This is a genomic window from Streptomyces sp. NTH33 (assembly GCF_003236365.1).
GTDB lineage: Bacteria > Actinomycetota > Actinomycetes > Streptomycetales > Streptomycetaceae > Streptomyces.
This window is the reverse complement of record NZ_POTZ01000163.1, coordinates 1-13,517: the sequence shown is the minus strand read 5'-3', so window position 1 is coordinate 13,517 and position 13,517 is coordinate 1. Positions and strand designations below refer to the sequence as shown.

Sequence of the window (13,517 nt, the reverse complement as noted above, 5' to 3'; positions counted from 1 at the left end):
TCCTGATCCCGGAAGCCTGGTCCATGGCCCACGCCCGCACCCACGGCACGTTCCCGCCCCTGCCGCCCGCCGAACGCGTCGAGTCCCTGCCGATGACCGCCAGGGAACGCGGCTTCTACGAGTCGGGCCTGACCGGCCACCTGGCCGGCACCGAGGACCAGGTCGCGGACGCCCTGGAGACGCTCCTGAAGGAGACCTGCGCCCAGGAGGTCCTCGTCACCACCAGCACGTACGACCGCGACGCCCTGCTGGACTCCTACCGGCGGCTGGCGCGGATCTTCACGGCATAGGCCGGAGCACCCCGAGCCGCTGCAGCTCGACGACGTGCTCCGCCGCACGCCGGGTACGGGCGGGCCGCGCAGGTCGGGCCAGCAGTTCGTCGTGGACCTGGTCGATGACCTCGACGAGCACTTGGGCGGTGGCGTTCTCGCGGTCCACATGACCGGACACTAGACTGACCAAATCGTGGACAATTCCGACAAAAAGGAGAAGTTTCCATGTCCAAGCGCGGCAACAAGCGGCGCGGCCGGAAGAAGAAGCGCGCGAACCACGGCAAGCGCCCCAACGCCTGACCTGATGCCCTGTCCGCCCGGACACACCCGGGCGGACAGGGCATCAGCCATCCGCAGTCCCTCAGGCCTTGGTGGCACGCAGCGAGAGGAACTGGAGCACACCGAAACCGGCGACGGTCATGGCCTGCACGGGAATCCAGACGGCACCCGCGGTCGTCGGTGAGAACCAGACGAGCATCGCGACGATGCTGAGCACGGCCCACAGCACATTGGCGTCGATGACCGCCTTCACGGCGAGAGCCGGCGGCTGCTTCCGCGCGGCGAGGAAGCCGACTCCCGCACCGAACAGTGTCAGGAAGACGCCGAGTTCGAACAGCACACCGGATCCGATGCCGAGCAGGTTGCCGACCGGCTTCGAGTCGATCAGGTAGACCAGTCCGTTGACGCCGGTGACGACGGCGTCGAGGGCGAGGAAGCGACGCAGCATGGTCTGCGGACGGTCGGTGCGGGAGAGGGTACCGAGCAGGGTGGTGGCGGACATGCCGATCAGCCTCCGTCGAGGTCGAAAATGCTGGTCACGGGGCCGTGGCCCGTGCGGAGCGGACCGCCCGGGTTCCGGTGACCCCCACCTTGGCCGGTTCCGCACGGAGGGTCGATTACCGCTGAGGTAATGAAGCAGGTCAGCAGGTCAGGGCATGAATGCCGAATCGCGCCTGACCCGCGCGGCGTCGAGCGGCCCGTTCGCGCACGGCCACCACGCAGGCCGACTGCCCCGCCTGATCGAGACGGACCGGGTTGACGAGGTTGACCCTCGACCTTGTGGAGGGTCCAGAGTTCCGGATGTGGAGAACGACATGCGCAGCATCGGGGAGATGGCCCGGGACAGCGGACTGAGCGTGAGCGCGCTCCGGTTCTACGACCGGGCCGGTGTGCTGGTCCCCGCCTGGGTGGACCCGGTGAGCGGTTACCGCTGGTACGACCCCGAGCAGTGCGACGAGGCCCGGCTGCTGGCCCGCCTGCGCCGGGCCGGCATGCCGCTGGCGGACATCCGGCTGGTGCTGGCCGGCTGGTCCAGCGCGGACACCGACCTGGTGCGGGGGCTCCTTCAGGCGCACCTGCGCCGTCTCGAACTGGGTCTGTCCGGCGCCCGCAGCGAGTTCTCCGCGCTCAGAGCAGTACTCGACCACAGGGAGAACCCCATGACTTCTTCGCTCCGCACCGCCACGGCCCGGCTGTCCGTCTCCGCCCCGGAGCTGGCCGCCGCGCTGGACGCGGTCCGTTTCGCGGCCAGTACCGACCCGGAGCTGCCGGTGCTCGGCGGGGTCCTGTTCGACATCGAGGGCGAAGACCTCCGTCTCGTGGCCACCGACCGGTACCGGATGGCTGTCGCGCGGGCACGGACCGCCGGGCACGGCGCGGACCGGGTGCAGGTCATCGTGCCCCTCCCGCTCGCCGACGCGATGCGGGCGCTCCTGGCCGGAGAGGAACCCGTCCAGCTCACGGTGGACGGCGACCGCGTGGCGCTGGAGACAGGGGACCGTCGGGCGGCAGGCCAGTGCCTGGACCACGACTTCCCCGACTACCGTCGCCTCGTCCACCCGCCCGCCGGCCGACGGACCCTCGTCGATGTCGCGGCCTTCCGGAAGTCCCTGGCGACCGGTCCCGTCCGCACGAGCGAGGTACGGAGGCAGGACGGCGCGCCCTACGACCTCAGCGTGCTCCAGGTGGCGGACGACGGCACGGTGACCGTCTGCGAGGACGATGACGAGGATCAGAACCACATCGCTGTCAACCGCGAGTTCCTGCTGCACGCGCTCGCCGCCGGAGCCAGGGACGAACTGTTCCTGGAGTTCAGCGCCTCCACGGCACCCCTCGTGATCCGCCGCCCCGACGACGAGCACGCGTTCTCGCTGCTGATGCCGGTCCGGCTGGAGAACTGACCCCGTCGCACGGCGACGCTCCGGACAAGGAGATCGACGGCGATCCGCTGAACGACCCCGACCGCCACACCCGCGTCCAGAAGCTCGGCTGGAGGGCGGACGGCACCCCGGACTTCGGCGTCCCCGTGGCCGACACGGCCGGGGAGCATGCCTGACCTGCGGCGGTGTCGTCGGGCTGATCCGATGAGGGCAAGCGAAGATGCGCGGGGCCGGGGCGTTGGGGACCATCGAAAGGGTGGCGGCCCCGCGCCGCCTGCCCGTCGGCCCACCTCGCACAGGAATCGCCATGCCCACCAGGAACGACGGGGGACAGCCCGGCCCTTCGGTCCGGCGGCCTCCATCCCGACGGCCCGCTCCGAGCGGGCTGCTAGCGGGTCTTGCCCCGAAGCCGCCTGGGCCAGCCGAGGAGTCTGCCGGGCGCCGGTGCGATGGGCGGCACGCGCTGCTCCAGCGCTCCCGCGCGGATCGCCTTGATCGCATCGGCGAGATCGACGCCGGCGAACGCGCTGACGTCGGCCGCGGCCATGCGGAGACTGTGGGCCAGGAACGTCCGGTCCGAGTCGGCCGACCCGGCGTCCGCGGTGAGCCGCGTCGCGAGCTCCAGCGAGCGGTCCGCGGCGCGCTGGCGGACGTCGCGGTCACCGAGCTCGCGGGCCAACGAGGCGATGACGTCCGCCAGGTCGCGCACCGGCTGCTGGAAGCGGCCACGGGTGCCGGAGTCGGCCGACGCGACGAGGCGCGCGAGCGTGAGGCAACTGGCGCCCAGCAGACCGAGGTGCTCCGAGTTCTCCTTCTCGTGCACGACGACGGCCGCCCGCCACACCAGCGCCCTGCGGGTGACACTCGTGCTGGCCTGCCCGACCTGGCGCAGCTCCGCCAAGCGGTCCTGCACGTCGCGGAACTTCCCGACCGCGCGCCCGGCGAGCTCGTCGTCGTCCTGGGCGATGGCGTCGGCCGTGGTGGCGAGGCCGTCGGCGATCGGGGTGAGCGCCGCCTTCTCGGCGCGACGCAACAGGGCCAGTGGCTCCGGCGGGAAGAGGACCTGTGTGAACACCAGAGCGATGCCCGCCCCGATCAGCATGTCCACCAGGCGCTGGACACCGTTCGACTGGTCACCCAGCGCCACCACGAGGACGGTGCTCACGCCGGCCTGGACGAGGACGACCTGCGGGCCCCCGAGGACGCGTGCGGCCGTGAGGGCGACGAAGACGCCCAGTGCCATCGAGCCCGGACCGGTCCCCACGGTGACCAGCACCAGCTCGCCGACCAGAAGGCCCAGGAGCACGCCCTTCAGGAGCCGCATCGCATGCAGGCCGCGTTCGCCGAGGTTCGCGGTCAGCGCGATCATCGCCGAGATGGGAGCGAAATACGGGGCGGGGTGATCGAGCACGTAGCGGGCCACCAGCCATGCCGCTGTGGCACTGGCGGTCGCCTGCAGGAGCCGCCACCCGTCCGCGACCGCTCGGCGGACGCCGTCCGAGAGACCGGCTGCCGCCCGATGCGTCACCGCGCGGGCTTGCATCACCGCGCGGGCTCTGCGGGACCGCGGCGCGCTCACCTTTCTCATCATGTCACCCGGTCATCCCACCCGGCGTCGGCCGGCTCCGGTGAGCCGTGCCCGCGCCGGGAAGGAGGTGGCGGAAAGGAAGTGGCGACGGTGAAGGTCGAACAGCTCACCGAACCGCTCGCGTACCACGGTGAGGGGCCGGTCTGGTCCGACGCGTGGGGCGGCCTTCGGTGGCTGGACATGCTGGCGGGGGACGTGCTGTCGCTCGCCTCGGCCGGAACAGTGAGGCGGCGGCACATCAGCACCGTGGTCGCCGCGGTCCGGCCCAGGCGACAAGGGGGTGCCGTGATCGGTGTCGAACGCGGCTTCGCCCTCGAAGAGGCGGACGGGACGGTGACCGTCCTGGATTCCCTGTGGAGCGACGAACGCGTCCGCATGAACGAGGGAGGATGCGATCCCGACGGGCGGTTCTACTGCGGTTCCATGGCCTACGACACCCGGCAGGGAGCCGGGTCCCTCTACCGCCTGGACCCCGACGGCTCGACGACGACCGTCCTCGACGCCGTGACGATCTCCAACGGCCTCGAGTGGAGCCCCGACGGGAGCCGCGCGTACTACGTCGACACCGCCACGGACCGCATCGACGTCTTCGACTACGACCGTGAGGGCGGGCTGAGCGGACGTCGCCCGTTCGTCGCCGTACCGGGCGGTCCGGGCGGTCCGGACGGGTTGACGGTCGACGCGGAGGACGGCGTGTGGGTCGCCCTGTACGGGGGCGGCTCGGTGCACCGGTACGCGCCGGACGGCGCCCTCGACGAGGTCGTGCAGCTCCCGGTCACCAAGGTGACGGCGTGCACCTTCGGCGGGCCCGGGCTCGACCGACTGTTCATCACGACCTCGCGTGAGCACCTCGAGCCCGGCGCCGAGCCGGAGGCGGGTGCGCTGTTCACCTGCGCGCCGGGGGTCAGGGGCGTGGCCGTACGGGAGTTTGCCGGATGAGCGCCGCCGACGTCCCCGCAAACAACCCAGACATCGAGCAGACCGGGCGGACCGGGCAGACACAGACTCTGCTCATCCTCGGCGCGCGCGGCGACCTGACGGCGCGGTTGCTCCTTCCGGGTCTGGGCAGCTTGGTCGCCACATCTTCGCTGACCGGCCTCTTCCTCGTCGGCAGCGACCGGGGCGAAGGGAGCGACGAGGAATGGCGGGCGGTCGTCGCGCAGGCGTTCGCGGCGGGCGGGGCGAGCGGGCCGGCCGTCGACACCGTCGTCCGCGACGCGCGCTACGTGGCCGCGGACGCCACCGACGAGGACGGCCTGCGCCGCCTGCTGGCGTGTCGCCGCGGTCGCCTCACGCTGTACTTCGCGCTGCCGCCGGCGGTCACGGTCGAGGCCTGCCGAGCGCTGGCCCGGATCGGCGTGCCGGACGGTACGCGCCTGGTGCTCGAGAAGCCCTTCGGCACCGACGCGGCCAGCGCCACCGCGCTGAACGGACTGCTGCACGGTTTCGTGCCGGAGGACCACGTGCACCGCGTCGACCACTTCCTCGGCATGTCGACGGTGCTCAACATCCTGGGCGTCCGGTTCGCCAACCGGGTGATCGAGCCTCTGCTCACCGCGGAGCACGTCGAAGCGGTCGACATCGTGTTCGACGAGACGCTCGGCCTCGAGGGCCGCGCCGGTTTCTACGACACGACGGGCGCCCTGCGCGACATGATCCAGAGCCATCTGCTCCAGGTGCTGACGCTCGTGGCGATGCCCGCACCGAGCGCGCTGGAACCGCTCGACGTGCGGGACGCCAAGGCGCACGTCCTGCGCGCGACCCGCGTCTGGGACGACCGTCCCGAGCGGTTCAGCCGCCGCGCCCGCTACACCGCCGGCACGATCGACGGCCGTTCGCTCCCTTCGTACGTCGACGAGGCGGGCATCGACCCCGCCCGGGAGACCGAGACCCTGGCCGAGGTCGTGTTCGCGGTCGACACCTGGCGGTGGGCCGGTGTGCCGTTCCGCGTCCGGTCGGGCAAGGCGATCGGCTCGCCCCGGCAGGAGGTCACCTTCTGGTTCAAGGCCCCCCAGCGCGTCCCGGACGGGCTCGCCGGCGAGGTCCTCGAAAACCGGCTGCGCATCGGCATCGGCCCCCGCCGCCTCCAGCTGGACCTCAACATCAACGGGCCGGGCGACCCGTCCACCATCTCCCCGGTGACGCTCGACACGAGCTTCGGCCCCGGCGACCTGCTCGAGTACGGCGAGGTGCTCCGGGGCGTCCTCGAGGACGAGAAGCCCCTGTCGGTGCGCGACGACATGTCGGTCGAGTCGTGGCGCATCATCGAGCCGGTGCTGGACGCCTGGCGCGACGGCCGCGTCCCGCTCGACGACTACCGGGCCGGGAGCGCCGGTCCGGCGACGTGGGAGTCCTGGGCGACATGACCGAACCGCTGAACACCCGCCCGGCAGAGGAGAGCCGGTTCGTCCGGCTCACGCCGCAGGGGCTCAAAACCGTCCGCAGATGGGCGATGTCCATCACCATCGGCAGCTTCCTGTTCGGCTTCGACACCGGGATCATCTCCGGCGCGCTGCTGTTCATCCGTGACGACTTCGGCCTGAACTCCTTCGAGCAGAGCTCGGTGGTGAGCGTCCTGCTGCTCGGTGCGGTCGTCGGCGCGCTGGTCAGCGGGAGGATCGCGGACCGCTACGGGCGGCGCCCGCTCCTCGCCGGCCTCGGTGTGCTGTTCTTCCTCGGGATCGCCGCCGCCGCCGTCGCAGGCGGCTACGCGGTGCTGTTGCTCGGCCGCATCATCATGGGCCTCGCCGTCGGCGGCGTGTCGGCCACGGTGCCGACCTACCTGGGCGAGATGGCGCCGGCCCAGGTCCGGGGCCGCGTCCTCAGCCTCAACCAGCTGCTCGTCACCATCGGCCTGCTCGCCTCCTACCTCGTGAACTGGGCCTTCTCCGGGTCCGGGCAGTGGCGCGGGATGTTCTGGGTCGGCGGAATCCCCTCCGCGCTCCTCGTCCTCGCGTGTCTGTGGCTGCCCGAATCCCCGGTGTGGTCGATCGCCCACGGCAGAACGGACCAGGCACGGAAGGTCCTCGACGAGGTCACCGAACCGGGCGGCGCGGACCTGGTCATCTCACGCTTCGGCAGCACCGACCGCGGCGACGGGCAGCGCCGTGGCGGGACCGGAAGCCGGCCGGGAGGCGTGTGGGCGCTGCTGGCCCCGGCGGTCCGCCCGGCACTCCTGGTCGGCCTGATCCTTGCCGCTCTTCAGCAGTTCTCCGGGATCAACACGATCCTCTACTACGCGCCGACGATCATGGGCGAAGCCGGCCTGTCCGCCTCGAAGGCGATCTACTACTCGGTCTTCATCGGCGTCATCAACGTCATCATCACCGTGGTCGCCGTCAACCTCGTCGACCGACTCGGCCGCCGCCCACTGCTGCTCGGCTCCCTCGCGGGTATGGGAATCTCCATCGCGCTGCTGGGTGTGGCGTTCGCCGCGGGTCTGAGCCCGCTGCTCATGCTCGTCTTCATGCTGCTGTACATCGTGGCGTTCGGGATCGGCATGGGCCCGGTCTTCTGGGTCCTCCTCGGCGAGATCTTCCCCCCGGCCCAACGCGCGACGGGATCCAGTGCCGGTGCGACCGTGAACTGGCTCTCGAACTTCGTGGTGAGCCTGCTGTTCCTGCCTCTCATCTCGGCCATCGGGCAGGCGCCGGCGTTCTGGATCTTCGCCGTGATCTGCGCTCTCGGCATGGCGTTCGTCGCCAAGTGGGTTCCCGAGACGCGTGGCCGTCACGCCGACGAGGTGGGTGCGGACCTCCGCCGGCGATGGAACGTGCGGGCGAAGTGACATCCGTGCGCGGAGCGCGTGCCCGGGTGGGGCTACTCGTCCACGGCGTGTCGGGCCGTACGAGGGGGCTTGGCGAACGGCTCGCCGCCGCGGCGTGCGTACGTCATCCGCTCGCGGATCTTCGGCAAGGTGCGCGGGCGGCGACCCGGCCCGCCGCAACAGCTCTTGCGGCCCTCTTGCAGGACCGCGAAGACACCACGAGGGACGGTGCGGTCATGCCGGGTGGTCGTGGGGGTCGGATGCCTCGAGTTCGCGGGCGAGTGTCGCCGCGTCGTGGGGTCCGGTGTGGCGACGGTCGCCGATGAAGAAGGTCGGGACGCCACGGGCCCCGCTGGCTTCGGCGCTGGCCACGTCGGCCCGGATCCGGGCGGCCGTCTGCTCCTCGTCGAGGTCCCGGAGGAACTTCTCGACGTCGAGTCCGATCTGGGCGGCGTAGCCGACGATGTCGTCGAACTCGAGCTGGTCCTGGTGGGCGAAGAGCAGATCGTGCATCTGCCAGAAGCGTCCCTGCGCGTCTGCGGCGACCGCCGCCCGGGCGGCGAGTTCGGCGTGCTCGTGCACATCGGGGAGCGGCAGGTGCCGGAAGACGTAACGGAGCCGGTCCCCGAAACGCTGCTTCAGTTCCTGGGCGACACCGGTGACACGGGCGCAGAAGGGGCATTCGTAGTCGCCGTACTCCACCAGGGTCAGGGGCGCGTCCGGGGAACCGGCGAGGTGGTCCGTGGCCGGGTCGACGGGACGGTCGAGGGTACGGGGCAGGTCGGCGTCCGTCTCGCCGCCCAGGACCGCGGCCAGGCGGAACGCCAGCCATCCCAGGACCGTCGCGAACACGGCCGCCAGCAGGACGCCGACGGTCGCCTGGGCGCGCAGGACCGGGTGGGTGAAGGCGAGTCCGGCGATCAGCAGGGAGACGGTGAATCCGATCCCGGACAGGACGCCGCCGCCCAGGACCTGGCCCGGGCCGACTCCCTGCGGGAGCCTGCCGAGGCCGAGGCGGGCGCCGAGCAGGGCGCCGCCTCCCAGGCCCAGGGATTTGCCGACGACCAGGCCGATGACGACGGCCCAGGTGATCGAGGAGGACAGAGCGCCGGCGAGGACACCGCCGCGCAGGTCGATGCCGGCGTTGGCCAGCGCGAACAACGGGACGACGACGTAACTCGCCCAGGGGTGGAGCACCGTCTGCAACCGCTCGTTGACGGAGACGGCGCGCTTGAGTCCCCTGCGTGCCGTCAGGCCCACGTCCGGGCGGGGGGACTGGCGAAAGGCCCGGAAGAGCCGGACGGCCCGTTCCACCGCCTGGCGTGCGGGGATGTGGGCGGGGATGAGCAGACCGCCGAGCATGCCGGCGATGGAGGCGTGCAGGCCGGCTTCCAAGGCGGCGAGCCACAGCGCGAGAACGACCAGCACGTACGGGGACGTGTGCCAGACGCCCAGGCGGGTCAGCCCGGCCAGGGCCACGCACAGGGCGAGCGTGACCAGCAGGGCCGGCAGGTGAAGCGCCCCCGAGTAGACCAGGCCGATCACGGCGACGGCCACGATGTCGTCGATGACGGTGATGGCCAGCAGGAAGACGCGTAGTTGCGTGACGAACCGGGGGCCCACGATGGTGAGCGCCCCCAGCATGAACGCGGTGTCGGTGCCGATGACCACGCCCCACCCCCTGGCGGCTTCGCCTCCGGGTGCGATCGCCAGGTACAGCAGCGCGGGGACGAGCATGCCGCCGATCCCGGCCAGGGCGGGGATCACGGCGCGCCGGCGGTCGGTCAGCACGCCCACGGAGATCTCGTAGCGGACCTCCAGGCCGATGACGAAGAAGAACAGGGCCATCAGGCCGTCGCTGACCCAGTGCCCCAGGTCCATGGAGAGACTGGCACCGCCGATCGAGAAGGACGCCTCGGTCGCCCAGAGCGACGCATACGCGTCCGACCAGGGCGAGTTCGCCCATACCAGGGCCACCACGACAGCGGCCAGGAGCAGACCGACGCTGCCTGTCTCGGTCGTCAGGAAGGCGCGCACCCGGTCGGCGAGCTGGGCCACCAGCGTGCGCCTCCCGGCCGGGGTCTGGGAGGCCTGGGCGTTGTCCTTCCGCATCACCGCTGCCACCGCGCCGTCCCGCTGTTCCCGCATGTGCTCCCGCTCCGGTGGTGGGGCGCAGACCGCCTTCCAGAGCGGGGCTCTCGGGCCGTGAGGGCGACCGGTTGCCGGGCCGGGCCGCGGCCGGAGAACTCCGGGAGGGGCCTGGTGTGCGGGAAGGCGTTCTTCCGGCCGGTGATCCTGTGGGCGGAGAAACCCGTCGGGGCCTGCCCTCCGTGGTTCTCGTAGCGGCGCTGCTCCGGGTTGTCGCGGACGGTGGTGGTCATGCGGGGCCCTCCTGCGGGCTCTTCGGGCGGACCGCAGGCGGTGCGGCGACCGCCCGGCTCGGCGCGGGACGACGGCTGACGGCCGGCACGCGGTTGACGGCATGGATGGTGTCGGACGACCTTTCCTTGCGTGTCCACCGGATATCTCGGGATCGGTTCCCATTCTGCCGGTTCTCTCACCTGTGCCGGGCGTCTCGTCCTTTCCGGACTTCGTCCCGCTGCCCGGCGCCAACCGCGCGCTGCCGCCGTCCTCGACGTGGTGACGCCCGTCGTCGAACGGCACAGCGGTTTCCCCTCCCGGTTCGGCCGCGTCAGGGGCCTTCCCGGTGGGCGACGGAGGAGTCGACCTGGAGTGCGTAGCGGTGGGCTACGTAGGAGCTGACCGTGTGTTCCAGGGGGCGCCGTACTGGTCGGCGATGGAGCGCGTCTCGACAAGCATCGGGGTGGCGGCGTCGACGCCGAGTTCGGGTGCGCCGTCGCCGGCGGTGCGTGCGGTGGGGACGGAGGAGCCGAGGGTCGGGCGCAGGCCGAGGCGGCGCAGTACGTTGTGCAGGGAGCCGGTCTCCAGGTCCGCGGTGAGCAGGGTGTCGAGGGCTGCGGGGGAAGACGGCGTGCGACCAGCCCCAAGATCATCCCACGCGCCGACCAACGTGACAGTGCCGGACTGGCGCCCCGCGCATCGGGCCCGGTCGCTCACGAGGGGAGCGGCCGGGCCCGACGCATTCGATGATGTCGCGTCAGCAGTTCGGGATCACGGTGCCGTTGTTGTCACGCGCTTCGTCGTTGCCCCAGCGCGACAGGTAGTACGCGGAGACGTACGCTCCACGCCCGTTCTTGCCCGCGTAGGTGGTGTCGAGGTCCGTCTTCAGCCACCAGTGGTTGTAGGTGCCGTTCGCGCCGCTGATCTGCTGGCCCCACACCTTGCAGTACACGTAGTTGGTACCCGCGTTCAGCACACCCTGCGGGTCGTTGGTGTTCGGCTGCGCGTAGCCCGTGGCGTTGGCGAAGGTGTCGACCCAGTACTTGCTGGTGCCGCAGCCGTTGTCGCTGGTCAGGTGGTAGCTGCCGTACGAGCTCGGGTAGGCGAGCTGGGTTCCGTTGATCTTGATCTTCTGGCCGACGCCGTTGTAGAGCTGCTCGTAGTGGATGTGCGCGCCGCTGGAGTTGCCGGTGCTCCCGGTGGTGCCGATCTGCTGGCCCTGTCCGACGGAGGCGCCGTCGGCGACGCTGAAGGCGCTCAGGTGGAAGTAGTACGTCTGCCAGCCGCCGCCGTGGTCGATCTTGATGTAGTTGCCGGCGCCGTTCGCCTGATAGTGCCGGGTGGCGGTTCCGGCGGCCGAGGCGAGCACGGGCGCGCCGCTGGTGGTGCCGCCGTCACTGCGGATGAAGTCCAGCGCCTCCCGGACCTCGGCCGAGTGGTGACTGTAGGTCCATTTCTGGCCACAGGCGAAGGGGGCTTTGAAGACGGGCGCCGCCTGCGCGGGCGTCGCCGCGAGCAAGCCGCCCACGAGGGCCACGAGGCCCAGCAGGGCAATGCGTATCGATCTCAATGCTGTCTCCGAACTACGAAGTGCATGGAGGATTGACCTCCGCGTACGCGGACGGGCCCAGAATGCCGCAACTTGATGCGTTCACAACAGACCCTCGGGAAGCTCCCCCGAGGCAAGCCGGCGCCACTGGTCCCCGCAGCTTGGGGCAAAAGGCGTCGTCACCCACCGCAGATGCGGGGCGGGGCCCCGGCTCTACTGCTGGACGGCGAGGTGCCGGGCCAGCCGGGCGCCGCGTCTGGTGCTGCTGAAACGCAGGGTCAGGTGGTGGGCGGCGGAGGTGCGGGGTGGCGTTGGCTTCGCCTCGCCGGTGAACTGATGCTGTGTCACAGAGTCAGCGTGAGCGAGTCGGTGTGCCGCTGACCAGGTACGTCGGCCGTACGTCGCGCTTGTCGTACGGCCGGGGCGGTTCGCCGGCGCCCTGGTTGTACGGGTGTTGTACGGGTCACACTCCGTGCCCTCGCTCCTGCGGGTCGCGTTGGCCATGTTCCCGGCAGCGTGCGGGTGACGAGCGTGGCCGTGGGTGGTGGGCGGGTTGCACTCAGGGCACGGAAGGGTGTGGGAGCGTGAAGGCGGTACGGGGTACGCGGAACAGTCGTGTGGCGAAGCCGAAGCACGAGGAGCCCGACCTGCCGGGCGTGTGGTCGGCGTACGGGGTGCTGCTCCAGTATCTGCGGAAGCGGTCGGGGTTGAACCAGCAGGAATTCGGCGACGCTATCGGCTACTCGCTGGAGCAGGTCGCGTCGGTGGAGCAGGGGCGGCGGCCGGCGAAGGCGGCGTTCACGGTGGCGGCGGAGCGGGTGCTGGATGCGGGCGGGGTCTTGGAAGTGCTCCAGGACAAGGTGGACCGGGCAAAGTTGCCTCGGTTCTTCCGTAACTTCGCGCTGATCGAGGCGGAGGTGGTGAGCCGCTTCTCGTACGACCCGCTACTGGTGCCGGGGTTGTTGCAGACGGAGGCGTACGCGCGGGCCCTGTTCGCCAGGCACTGCCCGCCGTTGAGCGAGGAGATCATCGACCAGCACACAGAGGCGCGACTGAGTCGACAGAAGCTGCTCACTCGCGTGCCGCTGGCCGAGCTGTCGTTCATCATCGGTGAGGAGGCGCTGCGAAATCCGGTGAGCGACAAGAAAATCATGCGGGGGCAGTGGCAACACCTGCTGGGAATGGGCACGTTGCGCAACGTCGAGATCCAGGTCATGCCTGCCGCGTGCGGCTTCCACTCCGGGCTGAACGGCCCATTCGTGCTACTGGAGACCAAGGAGCACCAGCAACTCGGGTACATCGAGTCCCAAGAAGTCGGGTGCGTCGTCCATGATCCGGCAGAGGTCAGCGCCTTCGGGTTGCGGTATGGCAAGCTGCGATCGCAGGCTCTGAACGGCATCGAGTCTGCGCGGCTCATCGAACGGCTGGTTGGAGAGACATGAGCGTGGAGCAGGTATCCGAGCACGTGGGCGGGCTGCGCTGGTTCAAGAGCAATTACAGCGGATCGGGCGGCGGTGACTGCGTGGAGGTGGCCGCCGGCCTGGACGCCGTGTACGTGCGGGACTCGAAGGCCGCGGGTCGCGGACCAGTGCTGCGGGTCGGCCGGGGCGAGTGGGCTGCGTTCGTGGCGCTTGCGGTGGAGTAGAGCCGAACACGGCTTCCGAGCTGGACAACGGGCTCACGGTGGGTGGGCTGGGCGACTGACGAGAGAACTCGCGTAGAATGGTGGGGTTTATCCTCTTTGGCAGCAGTCCTGTACGGAGCGTTCCCCATGCACAGCCCCCATGACCCGTACGTCCGAGTCCGTGGTGCTCGTGAGCAC

General features: G+C 70.7%; 14 protein-coding genes and 2 pseudogenes. 9 read left to right on the top strand and 7 right to left on the bottom strand.

Annotated features, from left to right (window positions below; translation table 11 throughout):
* Nucleotides 1–290, top strand: a pseudogene (locus tag C1I97_RS17405) (LLM class flavin-dependent oxidoreductase); the annotation flags it as partial.
* Here C1I97_RS17405 and C1I97_RS39945 read toward each other — a convergent pair.
* Nucleotides 280–438, bottom strand: coding sequence for a hypothetical protein (locus C1I97_RS39945; protein ID WP_181446768.1), 159 nt, complete (start codon nucleotides 436–438; stop codon nucleotides 280–282). The pseudogene C1I97_RS17405 and the gene C1I97_RS39945 sit on opposite strands and share 11 nt — an antisense overlap.
* Nucleotides 439–497: 59 nt before the next feature.
* On the opposite strand from C1I97_RS39945, the gene C1I97_RS42975 reads away from it, so the two are divergent.
* Nucleotides 498–572, top strand: coding sequence for a 50S ribosomal protein bL37 (locus C1I97_RS42975; protein WP_388350547.1), 75 nt, complete (start codon nucleotides 498–500; stop codon nucleotides 570–572).
* A gap of 61 nt (nucleotides 573–633) precedes the next feature.
* Here C1I97_RS42975 and C1I97_RS17400 read toward each other — a convergent pair whose 3' ends face one another.
* A complete protein-coding gene (locus C1I97_RS17400; protein ID WP_111004134.1) occupies nucleotides 634–1,053 on the bottom strand; it encodes a hypothetical protein in 420 nt (139 codons plus the stop codon).
* A 313-nt stretch (nucleotides 1,054–1,366) separates the two neighbouring features.
* Here C1I97_RS17400 and C1I97_RS17395 point away from each other — a divergent pair, with 313 nt between their 5' ends.
* A complete protein-coding gene (locus C1I97_RS17395) occupies nucleotides 1,367–2,452 on the top strand; it encodes a MerR family transcriptional regulator (RefSeq protein ID WP_111004139.1) in 1,086 nt (361 codons plus the stop codon).
* Between the two features lie 26 nt (nucleotides 2,453–2,478).
* A pseudogene (locus C1I97_RS41505) lies at nucleotides 2,479–2,607 on the top strand (alpha-N-arabinofuranosidase); the annotation flags it as partial.
* Nucleotides 2,608–2,819: 212 nt separating this feature from the next.
* On the opposite strand, the gene C1I97_RS17385 reads toward C1I97_RS41505, so the two are convergent.
* The gene (locus C1I97_RS17385; protein WP_258382605.1) at nucleotides 2,820–4,010 is read right to left on the bottom strand and encodes an FUSC family protein; all 1,191 of its coding nucleotides are present in this window, start codon (nucleotides 4,008–4,010) and stop codon (nucleotides 2,820–2,822) included.
* Nucleotides 4,011–4,109: 99 nt separating this feature from the next.
* Here C1I97_RS17385 and C1I97_RS17380 point away from each other — a divergent pair, with 99 nt between their 5' ends.
* Genes C1I97_RS17380 through C1I97_RS17370 form a run of 3 tightly spaced genes read left to right on the top strand, consistent with a single transcriptional unit; the run spans nucleotide 4,110 to nucleotide 7,806 of the window.
* A complete protein-coding gene (locus C1I97_RS17380; RefSeq protein ID WP_111004137.1) occupies nucleotides 4,110–4,958 on the top strand; it encodes an SMP-30/gluconolactonase/LRE family protein in 849 nt (282 codons plus the stop codon).
* Entirely contained in the window at nucleotides 4,955–6,385 is a 1,431-nt protein-coding gene (locus C1I97_RS17375; RefSeq protein WP_111004133.1) for a glucose-6-phosphate dehydrogenase, read from the top strand. Before C1I97_RS17380 ends, C1I97_RS17375 begins: the two co-directional genes overlap by 4 nt.
* Nucleotides 6,382–7,806, top strand: a complete 1,425-nt coding sequence (locus C1I97_RS17370) for a sugar porter family MFS transporter (RefSeq protein ID WP_111004136.1) — start codon at nucleotides 6,382–6,384, stop codon at nucleotides 7,804–7,806. Before C1I97_RS17375 ends, C1I97_RS17370 begins: the two co-directional genes overlap by 4 nt.
* 213 nt (nucleotides 7,807–8,019) lie before the next feature.
* Here C1I97_RS17370 and nhaA read toward each other — a convergent pair whose 3' ends face one another.
* From nhaA to C1I97_RS41495, 4 genes are all read right to left on the bottom strand, one after another.
* On the bottom strand, nucleotides 8,020–9,897 hold the full coding sequence (gene nhaA / locus C1I97_RS17360; protein ID WP_181446769.1) for a Na+/H+ antiporter NhaA: 1,878 nt from the start codon (nucleotides 9,895–9,897) through the stop codon (nucleotides 8,020–8,022).
* A gap of 636 nt (nucleotides 9,898–10,533) precedes the next feature.
* Nucleotides 10,534–10,815 carry a hypothetical protein gene (locus C1I97_RS17350; protein WP_111004130.1) on the bottom strand — a complete coding sequence of 94 codons (282 nt, stop codon included), beginning with the start codon at nucleotides 10,813–10,815 and terminating at the stop codon, nucleotides 10,534–10,536.
* An 88-nt stretch (nucleotides 10,816–10,903) separates the two neighbouring features.
* The gene (locus tag C1I97_RS17345) at nucleotides 10,904–11,716 is read right to left on the bottom strand and encodes a M23 family metallopeptidase (protein WP_111004129.1); all 813 of its coding nucleotides are present in this window, start codon (nucleotides 11,714–11,716) and stop codon (nucleotides 10,904–10,906) included.
* Between the two features lie 192 nt (nucleotides 11,717–11,908).
* Entirely contained in the window at nucleotides 11,909–12,043 is a 135-nt protein-coding gene (locus tag C1I97_RS41495) for a hypothetical protein (RefSeq protein ID WP_258382604.1), read from the bottom strand.
* A 269-nt stretch (nucleotides 12,044–12,312) separates the two neighbouring features.
* On the opposite strand from C1I97_RS41495, the gene C1I97_RS17340 reads away from it, so the two are divergent.
* Nucleotides 12,313–13,137 carry a helix-turn-helix domain-containing protein gene (locus C1I97_RS17340; protein WP_111004128.1) on the top strand — a complete coding sequence of 275 codons (825 nt, stop codon included), beginning with the start codon at nucleotides 12,313–12,315 and terminating at the stop codon, nucleotides 13,135–13,137.
* The gene (locus tag C1I97_RS17335; protein ID WP_111004127.1) at nucleotides 13,134–13,340 is read left to right on the top strand and encodes a DUF397 domain-containing protein; all 207 of its coding nucleotides are present in this window, start codon (nucleotides 13,134–13,136) and stop codon (nucleotides 13,338–13,340) included. Before C1I97_RS17340 ends, C1I97_RS17335 begins: the two co-directional genes overlap by 4 nt.
* Nucleotides 13,341–13,517 lie beyond the last annotated feature (177 nt).